Below are 15,162 nucleotides of genomic sequence, written 5' to 3' on the forward strand. Positions count from 1 at the left end.
TTCAGTGCTCTAGTTATTCCAATAATTATTCGCAGCTGCTACCGTCTGAAAATTAATCGCAACCACTTGGGATGCTAACGTTAAACTATCTGCATTATTTGCATAGTCTGGACGCAGTTGTTTGCGCACATTTTCGTCTGGTTGCGTCATTCCAACCGCTTTTCGCGCTAGTTTAACAGCTAGTTCGTATCCTTCTTCAGGTGTGTTCGTTTTTAAAGTTGGTAACCATGAATGTTGGCTCACTCGAATTCCTCCTCACATTTATCCGATTAGTTGATTTGTTAAAATCTACTGACTAATACAATGTAGTCTAAATTTATCACACTATTCAGAAAGTAACAATTCCTGTTAGTTCTTCTATGGAGATTAAGTTCAATTTGCACAATATTTAATTTCATAAATCTATTTTACTTTAACGTATGTTTCTATTAAAACGAAGACTTTCAAGAGTAAGATGAAGAGAAATACAAATAGGATTCTATCACTCTTTTCTAATACCGATTGTTCCTCTTCCAAAATGACAGACACTGCATAATATATGACTACTATTTCGAACAAGATAACTCTCTATGGTAGTTACTCTTTATAATTTGTAATCATATCAGGAGAGAGCGTAAAATATCTTGTGTAAATGAATAAATAGAAAAAGGAAGACCTTTTCTTGTAGAATTAAGTCACCACAACCAATTCACAGAAAAGAGGCCTTCCCTATGACTCAGTTTACAACAGATATTATGCAAGCTCTAGTAAAAAAAGAAGACATCTCCGAAGTTTTCCGTAAGCACCTGGAGACGGCGGTCAATACGCTCCTCCAAACAGAACTTACAGCTTTCCTGGATTACGAAAAATACGACCGCATCGGTTTCAATTCCGGCAACTCACGCAACGGTGTCTACACGCGGACACTCCATACGGAGTATGGGGATTTGGAGCTTTCGATGCCACGGGACCGGAACGGCGAATTCAACCAACAGACGGTCGCTCCGTACAAGCGCTCAAACGATACGCTGGAAGCCTTCGTTATTCATATGTTCCAAAAAGGCGTGACGATGTCCGAAATATCGGATTTGATCGAGAAGATGTACGGTCATCATTACACGCCACAAACCATTTCTAATATGACGAAAGTGATGAGCGAACAGGTCGAAGCGTTTAAATCTCGTCCATTAGATCAGCGCTATGCTTGCGTCTATCTCGATGCAACTTACATTTCTCTCAAGCGCGACACGGTCTCGAAGGAAGCTGTCTATATTACTGTTGGCATCCGAGAGGACGGCTCAAAAGAAGTGTTGGCCTATACAGTGGCCCCTACGGAATCCGCATTCGTTTGGGAAGAAGTCCTGTTGGACTTGAAAGAGCGCGGTGTCGAAGAGGTGCTTTTGTTTATCTCCGACGGCTTGAAAGGCATCACTGATCGCATCTTTTCGGTCTTTCCCGATGCTCAATATCAGGCGTGCTGCGTCCACCTGTCGCGTGGTATCCGACACAAAGTTCGCGTCACCAATCGCAAGGAAATTCTTGATGATTTCAAATCGGTCTATCGGGCAGAGAACCGGGAACTGGGTGAAAAAGCGTTGAAAGTCTTTGTCGATAAATGGAAAACGGCCTATCCCAAAGTGACGAAATCGTTGGAAGCGAATCCCTATATTTTCACCTTCTACAGTTTCCCAAAATCCATTTGGCGAAGCATCTATTCGACGAACCTGATCGAATCGTTCAACAAGAACGTAAAGAAATACAGCAAACGCAAGGAGCAATTTCCGAACGAAGATTCCTTAGATCGCTTCTTGGTTTCCCAATTTGAAATCTATAACCAGAAATTCTCCACCCGTTGCCATATCGGATTCGATCAAGCCCGTGCAGAGCTGGCTGAGATGTTCAAGCAATCTTAATGGATATACATACAAGAAAAGGATTTACTTATTTACACATAATTCTTGACGCTCTCTATCAGGACTCTTCGCTTATCAGGTTCTTAGAAACTTTAATAGTAGGCAGTTGTTTGCGGGATAATAATACTTGTTTGCGCAACTTCTTGGTTTGTTTGCAGATCTACTTAGTTTTTTTGCGCGATAACGACAGTTGTTTGCAGATTGACCTAGTTTGTTTGCAAATTCGTTACTTACTGAACTCAATAAGCCTTATCTAGCTTGAAGTTTTAGCTATTAAGCTCCTCACTAATTCTTTTCGTTGGTACATTATCTCTTATAAACATATAAAAGGTTATTAACAATATTATAATGATACTTGTTTATAAAATAAGTTTTAAAAATTAAATTTAGAATCCTATCGAGGTACTTTGAATGAGTCAATTGAATTTTCGAGTTCTATTGCTACTTTGCTTAACTATAATTGCAGGTTCAGGAATATTCATTGGTTTCCAATTGACAGTAATTTAGATGCTCTTACATTTTTAGCAGGTCGAGGATAATTTCTTTTACGAACTCAATAAGAAAACGCCATTCCTATGTAGAATGGCGTTTTCTTAATTTTGTCAAATTAACCTTCCGATTCGACAAACTCAGTGTATGCTTATTTGTTTAGTGCTCTTTTTCTATGATTAAATCGGAACTCTACAAATCTGATTCCCCAAAAATTTAGGATCGTTTGTCAACTTTTATTTTTAGCTAACATATGAATAAAAAATCCTCTTGATAATGAAATACTTGACCTGGTTAATAAAGACTTATCGTCTACCTACCAAATCGACTCAGCCCATTCCGGATGGTCAACAAACGGATTACGGTTGCCTTGAATGTCTTCAATTTTCTCGTTGCGCTGTTGTTCCCAATTGCTTACAGGATCTTGTGCATGCCACTCCAGCAAAACGGAAATTTTGCCGTGATAAGGCGTTGAACCATTATTCACGATGTCATTCAGCTCCAAGTCTACCCCGTCACCTGATTCGTAACGAACGGCCATATAAAACAACATACGAGCAACATCACCTTTTACTTCATTAGGTGGTTCCCACGACGTAGAAGTTCGCAAACACCCATCACAACCATTCACAGTAGAACCACCATAATTAAAGTCTAGGTTGCCGCGCAATCCATTTACTTGCACGTCTGTCGGACGTAAATGATGGATATCTGTCCCCGCTCCCATCGCTGTTCCAAAGTTACCGTGAGATTTTGCCCATGTATGCTCACGGTTCCAGTCTCCCACATTGCCGCCATTCAACGATTTTGAACGCGATTCTCCGCTATACAATAAAAGAACATTATTTGAATTAGTTGGATCTTCGTCTGTTATTTTTAATGCATCCCACACTTGCGAATAACTAAGTTGATTATGATTATCGATAATTTCATGGAGTTCCGCTTTTAACGCTTCGCCCTGTAAACCATTTGTTGTTTCGTAATAAGCGGAAGTGTCTGGAGTAGGAACAGGAGTTTCACCGTGCCCATCCATTGTGTGGCTCCCTAAATAATCAAACGTATCAACCGGATAGGCAATCCATTCAGTCGATGGATTAAAGGCGTCATCTACTACGCTATCCCCAGCATAAACATTCGGATTCCGGACCAACGTAACGTCTTTCATATTTTCAATACGCGCACCTACTTGACCAATCGAATCAATTGGAACTCCACTTTTTTCAAGCACCAATGCATCATCGCCGTTAAAGTTGACTACACTGTTGTTTTGCAGATCTCCTTTGTTCTGAATCGCCACATCTGCGCCACTGTGATACATCACTACTGTGTCGCCGCTTGCAACAGTACCTGAAAGCTGCACTTCGCTCTGAGCCAACGTGCTACCATTAGTGTACAGCGCCACTGAATAAGGGCTTAATTCGATTGCTCCGCCAGTCCCGTTATAAATTTCGATTGCCTTATTTAAGCTGCTGCCTTCGACATATTCCGAAATAAAAAGGTCGCTTGCTGGCGTTGCTGCTTGGACCGTTAGTTGTGAACTCGGCATCCATAAACCTGCAGCCAATCCTATTGCTAATAATGCCTTTGCTGTTTTGTTCCAAAATTTTTTGTTCATCGTTTTGTTATCCTCCTTTTTATGTATACATTTCTATTGTTCCTTTTAGATTTCAAATCTTTAATTTAAAACATTTGTAAACAATTAAAATATTTTTACTTTAATTAACAATTATCTCTTCTTGTTAAACTTTACCGAACACACTCATCAACGTCAATTCAATTTAGAGAAAATTACATAAACTTATTAGAACAGAAAAATTCTGCGGAAATTGTATTCAGTTCATATAAAGCTTTTTACATAATAAAAACCGGATTTAAGAAAACTTCTCTTAGATCCGGTTTATTGTATTTATTTAACTGCTTAAACTCCGGTAAACACCATAAACCTTCCATAAACCGCTATCATTGCCCCTGCTACAAATGAGGAGTATGATTCGTCAGCCATATAGAACACTACGCCGAGTAAGTTTTGGGGGTCGACGAATTTATTCATCAGAGTCGTTTTTGAAATCTTTTGCGTGCGCGCTGTTGCTTTGTCATCTTTGTCCATTAATAAATCATTGTATGCTGGAATTTTGTAAATCGTGGACAGGCGCTAATCATCGATTGATAAATGAACTTTAGCGATTTACTTTTCAGCAGCTCTTTTCCAAAAACTTGGCAGGCGAGAAATGTGCCTGTCAGTCTAGTTCAATTGCAAAGTATTCTTTAGCATTGTTATAACAAATATCTTGTATCAGCTGACCAATAAACTCATAATCTGCAGGTAGTTCTCCTTCTTCAATCCATGAACCGACTAATTGGCAAAGTATTCTCCTAAAATAATCGTGTCGAGTATATGATAAGAAGCTCCGTGAATCTGTTAACATTCCAACAAATAAACTCAACAGTCCTGCATTTGCTAATTCTTTCATCTGCCGAATCATACCTTCTTTTGTATCGTTAAACCACCAACCAGAGCCAAACTGAACTTTTCCTTTAATTCCGCCTGACTGAAAATTGCCAATTGTGCTCGCTACCATTTCAAAGTGGACTGGATTCAAAGGATATATAATCGTTCTTGGTAAGACCTGTTTTGCATCTAGGCTGTTTAAAAACTGATTAAGTGGACGAGCCAGTTCAAAATCATTGATCGAGTCAAAACCGGCATCGGGTCCGTTTTTTTCAAACATCCTGTCATTATTATTACGAAGCGGACCGACATGCAATTGCATTACCCAATCATTCTTTGCATAAAGCTCGCCTAAAAATTGCATTGTAAATGTTTTGTATTTTTCTTCTTCAGACTTTGAAATTACTTCACCCTTCAACGCTTTCAAAAAAATGTTTGATGCTTCTTCCATCGTTGTTTCCGCATATGGCAAATATTCAAAGCCATGATCCGAAATTCGGCATCCGTTTTTGTGGAAAAAATCCACTCTGTTTTCCAGTGCTTTCAGAAAACTTTTGTACTCCTTGATTTCAAAGCCTACACAAACTTCCATTTTACGAACATAATCTAGGAAATCGGCTGCTGAAATTCCGAGTCCTTTGTCCGGACGAAAAGTCGGCAACACTTTTGTCTCAATCGTTTCATCTTCGGCGATTTGTATATGATATTCCAAGCTATCCGCCGGATCATCAGTTGTGCAGATGACTTTCACATTGCTGCTTTGAATAAGTTTACGTGCTGAAAAATTATCTGATTGAACAATCTGATTTAACTTCTCCCAAAGTTCTTCCCAGTTTTCCTCTTTAATCGCATCATCATAACCAAAATACTTTTTCAGTTCTAAATGTGACCAGTGATATAATGGATTGCCCATTGTATAGGGAACTGTTCGGATCCAGGCATGAAACTTCTCTTTATCCCCTGCATTCCCTGTAATCAACTTCTCGTCAATTCCGAATGCACGCATGGCTCTCCATTTGTAATGGTCACCTTTTAGCCAGACTTCAGTAATATTTTCAAAGCGATGATCTTCGGCAATCTGCTGAGGGCTTAAATGACAATGAAAATCATATAATGGCATATCCTTGGCATGCTGATGATATAAAATTTTAGCACTTTCTGTATTGAGTAAAAAGTCTTCGGTTAGGAACTTCATTGAAAACCCTCCATTTTTCTTCTCTTCCTTTATTCAATCAATAAATCAGGCAATAATAAGACTAGTCCTGGAATATAGGCTACAAGCAATAGCACAACAACCATAATGCCATAAAATGGCAATAACGCTTTTGACGTTTTTTCGATAGAAATTCGTCCAATGGCGGAGCCGACAAATAGCACGGTTCCTACTGGCGGAGTAATCAGCCCGATAGCTAGACATAAGATAAGCAAAACACCGAAATGCACAGGATCCATACCGGCTGTGATTGCGACCGGCAATAAGATTGGAGTCGCGATTAAGATAAGCGGGGCCATATCCATGACTGTACCAAGTGCTAATAAAATAATCATAATAAATAAGATTGTAATAAAATTATTCGGCGAAATACTGATTAAAGCCTCAGCAACCATCACCGGTACTTTTAATAACGCTAGAAGCCAACCGAAGGAAGACGAAGCTGCAATCAAAAACATAACCATCGCAAGTGTCTTAAAGGTCCGCTGAAGTATGACGCCCATACGTATGATCGAAATATCTCGATAAACAAAAAAAGTAATGATAAATGCATAAAGCGTTCCGATTGCTGCAGATTCAGTTGCCGTAAAAATCCCACTTACAATTCCGCCGATAATAATGACAGCTGTCAGCAAGCCTAACAACCCTTCCCATACAATACGTGGGATGTCTTTATTCTGAACAACCTCACCTTTAGGATGATTTTGTTTAATAGCCATTACATAAGCGAAGACCATAAGTGAAAATCCTAATAATAGTCCTGGTAAAAGCCCCCCCATAAAAAGAGCACCGACCGAAACACCACCTGCTGCCGTCGAATAGATAATCATATTATGGCTCGGAGGAATTAAGACACCTTGAGCTGCACTCGAAACTGTTACTGCTGTAGCATATTCAGCTTTATATCCTTGTTTTTTCATCATCGGTATCATTACAGCTCCAACAGAAGATGTATCCGCTACTGCAGAACCTGAAATACCACCGAAAAACGTACTTGCTAAAATATTGACCAGTGCTAAACCGCCGCGAATACGACCAATAATAACATTCGACAAATTGATCAATCGACGAGAAATCCCGCCTTCATTCATAATTTCTCCTGCTAATATGAAAAATGGGATGGCCAATAGAGAGAAGGAATTTAACCCGCCGACCATACGCTGTAAAATCGCAGCCTGCTCAATTTCCATATATATACCTGTTAATAAAGACGATATAATGAGCGTCAACGCAATCGGAACTCTTAGAACGAGCATTACTAAAAAGCTCCCCATTAAAATTATTACTTCCATTACTTTTTCACTCCTCACTTACCTCGTCCATAGTTTGATGCAACCCTTTTTTAAACAATAGTTCCACTCCGTAAAAAGTGACGAAGAAACCTGAAACTGGTACTGCTGCATAAAGAAAGCTTGATGGAACTCCCAATCCAGATATGCCGGATCCGCCCATTAAAGTAGTAAAGAGCCATCCGTAATACATCATTAACAACCCAAATCCAATAATCAGAATTTTTGTCGCATAATCGATGATATCTTGAATTTTCTCTGGAAATATATTGACGATTAGCCCTACACCAATATGTAGTCTTTCTTTAAATCCATAAGCGATGCCCAGAAAACTAACCCAGACAAATAGTAGATTTGCCAATGGCGTTGCCCAGGCAGGTGTATCATGCAGAACCTGTCGAGCAAACACCTGATAAATGATGGCGATGACCATTATTGTAAGCAGCGTCAGCGATGAGACAAGCAAGAGCCAGTCTATACTCTTTTTTGCCGTTTTTAAAATTTTCAATATATAACCTCCTAAAAAAAGAAAAGTGAGTTTCCTCACTCTTCTCATTCATATTTATTTGGATGTTAATTATTCGGATAATTTTTCGATCCATTCACTGAACTCTTTACCATATTTATCGTACACAGGTTGAACAGCCTCTCTCCAAACAGAAAGGTCTTCCACTTCTATAAGCTGACTTCCTGCTTCTTCAACTGTAGTACGAGCTTCATTAGTCAGTTCAGCCCATGTTTCGCGTTGAACATCTACTGATTCAAGTGCAGCTTCTTGGAAAGCGACTTTATCTTCATCACTCAAGCTGCCCCAAAGTTTCTCTGAAGCTAATAATACCTCTGGAACTCCCTGATAACCATTAACTGTAAAGTATTCCGCTATTTCATAATGATTGGAAGTGAAATAACTTGGTAAGTTGTTTTCAGCTCCATCGATTACACCTGTTTGAAGTGCAGAGTATACTTCGCTGTATTCCATCGGAGTAGCTGATGCACCTAGTGCTTCAATAATATCAATTGCGAGATCCGAGTTTTGTACACGAATTTGAAGCCCTTCCATATCTGAAGGAGTTTCAATCGGTTTTACTGAGTTATAAAAACTACGTTCACCTGAATCATAGAAGGCTAAACCATAGATGTTCGATCCCTCAAAAGTGTCTAGCAATTCACGTCCAACTTCACCATTTAGTTTTTCCCACTTTTTAGTATCGTCTTCAAAAAGGTAAGGCATGGATAAAACACCCAATGAATCGTTAAATTCGCTTAACGGTACTGCATTCACCCGAGTAAGGTCCATAGAACCAAGTTGAATCTGTTCAATAATTTCTGTTTCTTCACCCAGCTGACCACCTGCATAAACTTCAATTTCATATCGACCATCTGTCTTTTCTTTAACTAAACGCGCAAATTCTTTTGCTCCCACAGTGGTTGGATAATCTTCTGGTTGGTTTTCCGCTAAACGTAGTGTAGTTGTTTCTTCTGATCCACCCTCATCGCTGCATGCCCCTAAAAGTAATACTGAAGCCATTAATGGTGCTGCCATGTAACCGAATTTCTTATTCATTGTCATTTTCCTCCTTCTCCTAATTAGATTAAAGTATTTTTACTGTGCCCACTTTTTCGAAAATAGCTTACAAAATAGACTAACTACCACGAATCTAGCAAGCGCTTTCATTTTGTTCCTAAAAAAAAGAAATTTAAAAACTGAGTTAATTTTCGAAAATAACAACGTTGTTATTATGTTTTTATATTAATGGAAATAATTATTTTTAGCAAGCATATTTTTTGAATTTTTTATTATTTTATTTAATTTATTGGAATATTAACATAATTCGGTCGAATATTTAGATCTTTGGACAAGTTTATATAACAACGTTGTTTTGTTTTGATATCATGTATAATAGAATTTAAATTATAAAGAATAACGGAGGATTTATTATGACAACGACAATCAAGGATATAGCACGTGTTGCTGGCGTTAGCTATTCTACGGTATCCAAAGCATTAAATGACAGTCCTCTTGTAAAGCCCAACACAAAACAAAAAATTTTAAAAATTGCTAAAGAAATGGGCTATGAACCGAATTATGCTGCTCAGCGGCTGGTTAAAAAAGAGTCCAAGGTTATCGGATTAATCTGGCCCACATTAGAGCGTCTTGCACCTACCAGTTTGGTAGCCAACATAAATGAAGAAATCACCAAAAGTTCTTATTCGATGATTTTATCCGTAAATTCTGTTCAAAGTTCCATGGAAATGTTCAAGCGTTTCCAAGTGGACGGTGTTATCTTATTTAGTGAAGGTCATAATGAAGTCGAAGATATGCTGACACTTCCTGCAGTTACTTATGGCGTTGGGAAAAACAAATCATTTCCTGTGATCGATGTAAATTATCAAGGCGCGATGAACGATGCAGTCACATACCTCTATGAGCTTGGACATCGGAATATCGCTTTTATTGGAAATCTATCTACTAATGATGAAAGACAAATCGAGAAGTCTATCGGATTTAAAAAAAGTATGAAGAAATTCGGTATTTTTCACGAAAATGGATTAATTGATACCAAAGGGCTCGGCTGGTACGATGGTTATATGGCAACCATTGAATTACTAAAATCTTCCTATAATCCTACAGCAATCATTAGTGCAAGTTATGACATAAGTGCTGGATTGGTTAGAGCTTTACGTCAGAAAAACTATATTATTCCTAAAGACATTTCTGTCCTCAGCTACGACAATATCCCACAGATGGCAAATACGGAAATTCCATTGACTAGTGTCGGCGTACCTGTTGAAGAAATCGCTAAATGTATGGTAGAAACACTGACTCGCTATATCAAAGATCCTGATTCAGTTCCGGCGGTTCAAACTCTGACTCCGGTCATTTCAGAAAGAAGTTCTTGCGCCCATGCGGGAACTCCATTAATAAACGAATAGAAACAAAAAAGCTGCTAGGAAGTGACCAAGTACGGTGGTGCACCCCAAAAGTTAGAGTTCAAATCTAACTTTTGGGGTGTTTTTCTATGGCGAAATATAGTGAGAGTTTCAAACTGCTGTTGGTGAAGGAGTACGTGGAAAAATCTTTGGGGTATGAATATTTAGCGCGAGAATACGGAATTCCGAGTTCTACGACCATTAAACGCTGCTTATGCGCTTCAACTTGCTTTCTTAGATATTGCTATCCCATTTGCTGGATTTGCGCTAATTCTCATTTACTTTTTCAAATCCAAGGGAGGTATGACCAGTCGCCAGTTGGATATGTCGATTCAAGGACGGACGGGGATTCGAATGGAACAAGAACACTACGTGTCAGGTAGATCCTATATTTTTATCGGCTCGATCTTATATCTTATATTTATATTAGGCTTTACTTTCTTCACTTACCGAGAATACTTTATGACTTGATCACCGATTGAAGAAAAAGAAGGATAGGAGGACTCACATTAGGGCTTCTATCCTTCTTTTAAAATATTCTGTAAAGAACAAGAAAAATGGTAAAAAACTAGAACGACGCCTCTTTTCTGTCGAATATAAATTTGCACTGAATGCTTACGCTTTATAAGCTAGCAAAAGAGTATAGTATAAAAATAAAATTAAACCGAATATTCCGAAACTTTAGAACGTCTCTTACGTAAGTAATGTATAGACTAAATATAAAATACTCTAAGAAAGGGGTTACGCATAATGAATAAGTGGTTTTCTTTTTTATTACTCTTGTCTGTATTACTACTACTGTCAGCTTGTAACGACAATGATGAATTAGCTGGGCAAACTTTCAATGTTGCTTATACGCCAGTACTTGAAGAGGATATTGACAGTCCAAATGAGTATAGCTCTATTATGAAGTTAGAATTTGTAGACGATAGTACAATAACAAGTACTGTCTATGGAGAAGGAACCTATGAGTTAACTGACGATGATCTTGCTTTTCGTTTTGAAAATGAAAATGAGTCTTTAGAAATAACAATTGGTATTGAAGAAAGTGACAAAGATTTTAGTGAGTATTATGCATTAATCAGCGAAATTGATTATCAAATCACTGATCCTGATAAAATAAGCCATTTCCAAGATTTGGCCTTTAAATTAGAGAAAGATAGACCAATTGAATTTATAAAAAATTGAAGATAGCTTTTCAAAACGGAGTACAAGAATCCATTATCTAATGAGTAAATTACGTATAACAAAAAAGAGATAAAGATACCGTTGCTTTATAAACTCTAAAGTATACACTTCTAACGAATAAGAGGAAGGCAGAAGCACTTGTACTTGCTTCAATCCTTCCTCTTTATTTATCTTCATTTAAATTTCTCTACAGATGAGGAACTACTTTTGATAATCCGGAATATGTAAACCTTTTTTGATAATCTGATTGCTTCAAAAAAGCTTGATCCTATCTGCGGTTTTTAAAAAAATGTTGGCTATTGACTAAAGATTCTTTGTACCGGAGACTGCCACCGTATGAAACCCTCTTGAATTTGGACCCTCTACGAATGCTACGTCAAAAAATCCATTGTCTTTCATAAGCGGAATTAACTGATTATCGATTAAGCTAGTTATTCCATCCCACTTTTCCTCATTCTTCCCATTACAAAGCGTAATTATACAATCACCGCCAGGTTTTAAGACCCTAAATATTTCTTTTATTGTAGCATGTAAGTCATCCCAAAAATATATGGTATGAATACTGAATACTTTTTCAAATTGATCGTCTCTACAAGGCAGACTTTTCACATTTCCTTGTATCAATTTCGCTTTTTTATCTTGCATTGCTTTTTTGTTTCTAATCGTAGCTGACCGAATAACAGCAAGAGAAAGATCCAGACCTACTATTTCTTTGACCACATTTTTTTCTAAAATAAGTTTCATTGCGTAACCTGAACCACATCCAAGCTCCAATACACTTTCCCCTGGTTGCAGATTTAGTAATTCAATCGTCCATAGTGTTTCATGTTTATGTTGCCGTACCATCTTTTCGCCAATATAGGTCCCAATTAAGCCCTTTGGCGTCCTGTACTGGTTATCAATAAACTCTTTAACTTTACTTTTCAGTTCCATAATTCACCGCCTTTTTTATGTAAGTTCACTATCTACTTAATTCTCTAGAGGAAGAATAAACTCCTGCTTCACTCCTCTGCTAAAAAGTATGCAGAATAATCGTTCGTAAAATAGGAGTATCATGAACAGTAAGGAGAAAAGATGCGCTACGTACAGCCTCTTCTCTCCTTTTCGCAATAAGTAGCTTCCGATAATGTGTCATATGTAAACTGAGTAACTGATCAAAACTCTCTTCTATTCCATTCACACAAGATATTCTACGCTCTTCATATCAAGGGTTTTAATTTCCCTTAAACGATTACCTGACAGCAATTTGAAATTATTATCTATATCGCTCATCGAATTTCTGCCAAATTTCATAACTCTTTTCACTTGAATTATATTTAGTTATTTGTGAATTAAATAGGATCTGAGAAGTACTTGGATCAATTATTTTTAATACATCGGAACTAAAAGGATCTTTGTGTATTCTGGGTGGATGTTTTATTGACTCGTCTAATCTATTCATTGTTACACCACTAAATCGAATTTGAAAATCTTGTTTAAATTCCTCTATGGAGAATTTACGAATTGGATTATATATTCCTATAATCCCTCTAGGTGTACTGCCATGAATAAGAATAAACTTCCCAGCTATCGCTTGCCATGAGATCGTTTCATCTTTAATAAATTTAATTTCAAATATAGGAACATTAGTTTCTTGAAACATTTCTTTATTTACGATAATTATAGGATCGAGCGCTACCTTTTGAATCACGGAAAATAGTCTACTACGTCTATAAATCTCATAATGACAAACGTTATTATTATCTATCTCAAGCACCTTACTCATTTGTTCATTGCTAATGCCCCAGTAGCCATGATTAGATTCGTAATCTATATCTATTAATTTCGCAAAAGGATTATCAATTAATTTTTCATCTTCAAATTGAATGATATCATTTAGTATATTATTTCCAGAAGTCATATTTATTTTGTCTGCAACATGCGCCTCCAGGTTTTCCTTAGTAAAATCAAATAGTAAAGCCTTAATCGTATCTTTCATATTGAAAACCTCCATCTATACATTTGAAAACCTAAGCCACTAGAAAAAAGTAGTCGTAAACACTAGTGATAAGTATTTTTTATTTACATTTCTTATTGGTTTTTCATATTGGTTAACTCTTGAAGCATTTCTTTACCACGAATTTCAATGGAACGGTTTATTTTCTTGATTACTTCAAGAATCTGTATTGTATTAAAATTTGATGGCAACTTTTTATTGTTCATTGCATGTCCATCCCAGTACATTTGAATTTCACTATTATCTAGATATGCTCCTATGTATTTAAACTTTTGGCAATGCTGCAGAAAAGTATCTTCACCAAACTCTTTTAAAAAGTATTCTAGCGTTATATCCCAATAATCATCAAATAATGTATTTCGTTTAGTATTGAAGCCTTTCGGAACTAATGTAAAATTTCCGATTGAATGTGTTAACGCTGCGAATTTTTGTACTTCTTTATGTTCATTTATTTCCTTGTAATAATCATATTCGTTCAACAACCATTTATATCTTAACTTATAATTGGAAATACCACTTGATTTCCAATATGAATTACCCTGTTCAATATCATAAGCCAATAATAATAGACGATAAATACGATAAAATGAATTCATAGTATCAGAATCATAATTTGCAAGCTGTTCATCAGAAAGCCTCCATATTTTTTTATATAAGCTTCTAGCTAACTCACTTCTATCACAGTCAAAAGAAGAACCACTAATCTTATATTTTAAAAACTTCTTAACTGGATTTTCCTCGTGCTTGACTTCTTCTTTAGAAGATTCATTTTTAAAATCATACTGGTAATTATTATTTGCTATAAATAGCGGAATATTCATGTCATTCCTTCTTTCAAATTTATTTTTGTTGTGTTTTATTTCGATATTATCTTGATAAGTTATATAGTATCAAATATTGGAGACATCATTGACTCCCACTTTTTGTGACTATTTTTTCTTATCAAATTGTGTGACGTAATAAATAAAGTTTGTAATATTTAGCGCATATTGCATTTCACCAGTATCATTCTGACTAATTATGATTGGATTCTCACCGTCAACATAACAATTTAAACGTTGTTCTATCTTTTCCTCACTGAGTGTTAACGTATTGTTATGGATGGCACTTTGTACAATTTGCTCCGCTGTCCAATATTCATAAGGATTTGCAAGTATGATCGTAAAGCAAATTTTGTCGTTTGGCTTGAACATTAAATTACTACTTAACAGCATTAACCTATATAATTTTTCCGTATCAATAAAAAGCGGCGTGTCCTTTTTAAAAAGAGTGTACAATTTTTTTATTGTTTCATGATTTGTTCTCCGAGAGGAACTCTCGATTTTTTTTATAAATTCTTTCTCATTCAAAAATCCCTTTTCGTACATATATTCTAAGAGTCTTGTTTTATTCTTAAAGCCTCTGCCATTAAACCCCCGTTGTTCTCCTTCATTTAGCAGACTCTTCTTTTCTTCCTCATTGATTAAATAATGTATTGTATTTTCCATCAATTCACTGTAAATAAAATCAAAATTAAGTAAAATCATATTCATTCCACCTCTCTAGTCTCATTATAAGTATCCTGTTTAGGTTAATTCGTTTTGTTTTAACTATATTAGAAACGGGTTCTATATTCATTCATTTGACGAAAACTAAATTAGTATTTTTAATAATTAAGTGTTCGAAAAATCACACTTATACGGGCAAAAGGGAAAAGCAATGCTGATCAGCACTGC

The 15,162-nt window shown here is 36.6% G+C and carries 14 protein-coding genes and 1 pseudogene; 4 read left to right on the forward strand and 11 right to left on the reverse strand.

Annotated elements, in window-relative coordinates:
* Positions 1–9: 9 nt before the first annotated feature.
* A complete protein-coding gene (locus PLANO_RS08790; protein ID WP_038704088.1) occupies positions 10–243 on the reverse strand; it encodes a hexameric tyrosine-coordinated heme protein in 234 nt (77 codons plus the stop codon).
* A 467-nt stretch (positions 244–710) separates the two neighbouring features.
* On the opposite strand from PLANO_RS08790, the gene PLANO_RS08795 reads away from it, so the two are divergent.
* Positions 711–1,892: an IS256 family transposase gene (locus PLANO_RS08795; RefSeq protein WP_038702803.1), complete on the forward strand. Its 1,182-nt coding sequence runs from the start codon at positions 711–713 to the stop codon at positions 1,890–1,892.
* An 805-nt stretch (positions 1,893–2,697) separates the two neighbouring features.
* Here the strand turns inward: PLANO_RS08795 and PLANO_RS16185 are convergent.
* The 6 genes and pseudogenes from PLANO_RS16185 to PLANO_RS08820 form a co-directional block, all read right to left on the reverse strand.
* Positions 2,698–3,531, reverse strand: coding sequence for an endonuclease I family protein (locus tag PLANO_RS16185; RefSeq protein WP_442956650.1), 834 nt, complete (start codon positions 3,529–3,531; stop codon positions 2,698–2,700).
* A gap of 45 nt (positions 3,532–3,576) precedes the next feature.
* Positions 3,577–3,996, reverse strand: a pseudogene (locus tag PLANO_RS16190) (lamin tail domain-containing protein); the annotation flags it as partial.
* A 622-nt stretch (positions 3,997–4,618) separates the two neighbouring features.
* Entirely contained in the window at positions 4,619–6,025 is a 1,407-nt protein-coding gene (uxaC, locus tag PLANO_RS08805) for a glucuronate isomerase (protein ID WP_038704090.1), read from the reverse strand.
* Between the two features lie 29 nt (positions 6,026–6,054).
* A complete protein-coding gene (locus PLANO_RS08810) occupies positions 6,055–7,335 on the reverse strand; it encodes a TRAP transporter large permease (RefSeq protein ID WP_038704091.1) in 1,281 nt (426 codons plus the stop codon).
* 7 nt (positions 7,336–7,342) lie between these two features.
* Positions 7,343–7,840, reverse strand: coding sequence for a TRAP transporter small permease (locus tag PLANO_RS08815; protein WP_038704092.1), 498 nt, complete (start codon positions 7,838–7,840; stop codon positions 7,343–7,345).
* A 69-nt stretch (positions 7,841–7,909) separates the two neighbouring features.
* A complete protein-coding gene (locus tag PLANO_RS08820) occupies positions 7,910–8,896 on the reverse strand; it encodes a TRAP transporter substrate-binding protein (protein WP_038704093.1) in 987 nt (328 codons plus the stop codon).
* 374 nt (positions 8,897–9,270) lie between these two features.
* Here PLANO_RS08820 and PLANO_RS08825 point away from each other — a divergent pair, with 374 nt between their 5' ends.
* The 3 genes from PLANO_RS08825 (at position 9,271) to PLANO_RS08830 (ending at position 11,451) form a co-directional block, all read left to right on the forward strand.
* The gene (locus PLANO_RS08825) at positions 9,271–10,266 is read left to right on the forward strand and encodes a LacI family DNA-binding transcriptional regulator (protein WP_038704094.1); all 996 of its coding nucleotides are present in this window, start codon (positions 9,271–9,273) and stop codon (positions 10,264–10,266) included.
* A 300-nt stretch (positions 10,267–10,566) separates the two neighbouring features.
* Positions 10,567–10,734: a hypothetical protein gene (locus PLANO_RS15975; RefSeq protein ID WP_156108896.1), complete on the forward strand. Its 168-nt coding sequence runs from the start codon at positions 10,567–10,569 to the stop codon at positions 10,732–10,734.
* A gap of 279 nt (positions 10,735–11,013) precedes the next feature.
* Positions 11,014–11,451 carry a hypothetical protein gene (locus PLANO_RS08830; RefSeq protein ID WP_038704095.1) on the forward strand — a complete coding sequence of 146 codons (438 nt, stop codon included), beginning with the start codon at positions 11,014–11,016 and terminating at the stop codon, positions 11,449–11,451.
* Positions 11,452–11,754: 303 nt separating this feature from the next.
* Here PLANO_RS08830 and PLANO_RS08835 read toward each other — a convergent pair whose 3' ends face one another.
* From PLANO_RS08835 to PLANO_RS08850, 4 genes are all read right to left on the reverse strand, one after another.
* Positions 11,755–12,384, reverse strand: a complete 630-nt coding sequence (locus PLANO_RS08835; protein WP_038704096.1) for a class I SAM-dependent methyltransferase — start codon at positions 12,382–12,384, stop codon at positions 11,755–11,757.
* Positions 12,385–12,706: 322 nt separating this feature from the next.
* Positions 12,707–13,429: a hypothetical protein gene (locus tag PLANO_RS08840; protein ID WP_038704097.1), complete on the reverse strand. Its 723-nt coding sequence runs from the start codon at positions 13,427–13,429 to the stop codon at positions 12,707–12,709.
* Positions 13,430–13,521: 92 nt separating this feature from the next.
* Entirely contained in the window at positions 13,522–14,268 is a 747-nt protein-coding gene (locus PLANO_RS08845) for a hypothetical protein (protein ID WP_038704098.1), read from the reverse strand.
* A gap of 108 nt (positions 14,269–14,376) precedes the next feature.
* Positions 14,377–14,973 carry a hypothetical protein gene (locus PLANO_RS08850; RefSeq protein WP_038704099.1) on the reverse strand — a complete coding sequence of 199 codons (597 nt, stop codon included), beginning with the start codon at positions 14,971–14,973 and terminating at the stop codon, positions 14,377–14,379.
* Between the last annotated feature and the right edge of the window lie 189 nt (positions 14,974–15,162).

Source organism: Planococcus sp. PAMC 21323 (assembly GCF_000785555.1).
In the GTDB taxonomy this organism is placed as follows: Bacteria; Bacillota; Bacilli; order Bacillales_A; family Planococcaceae; genus Planococcus.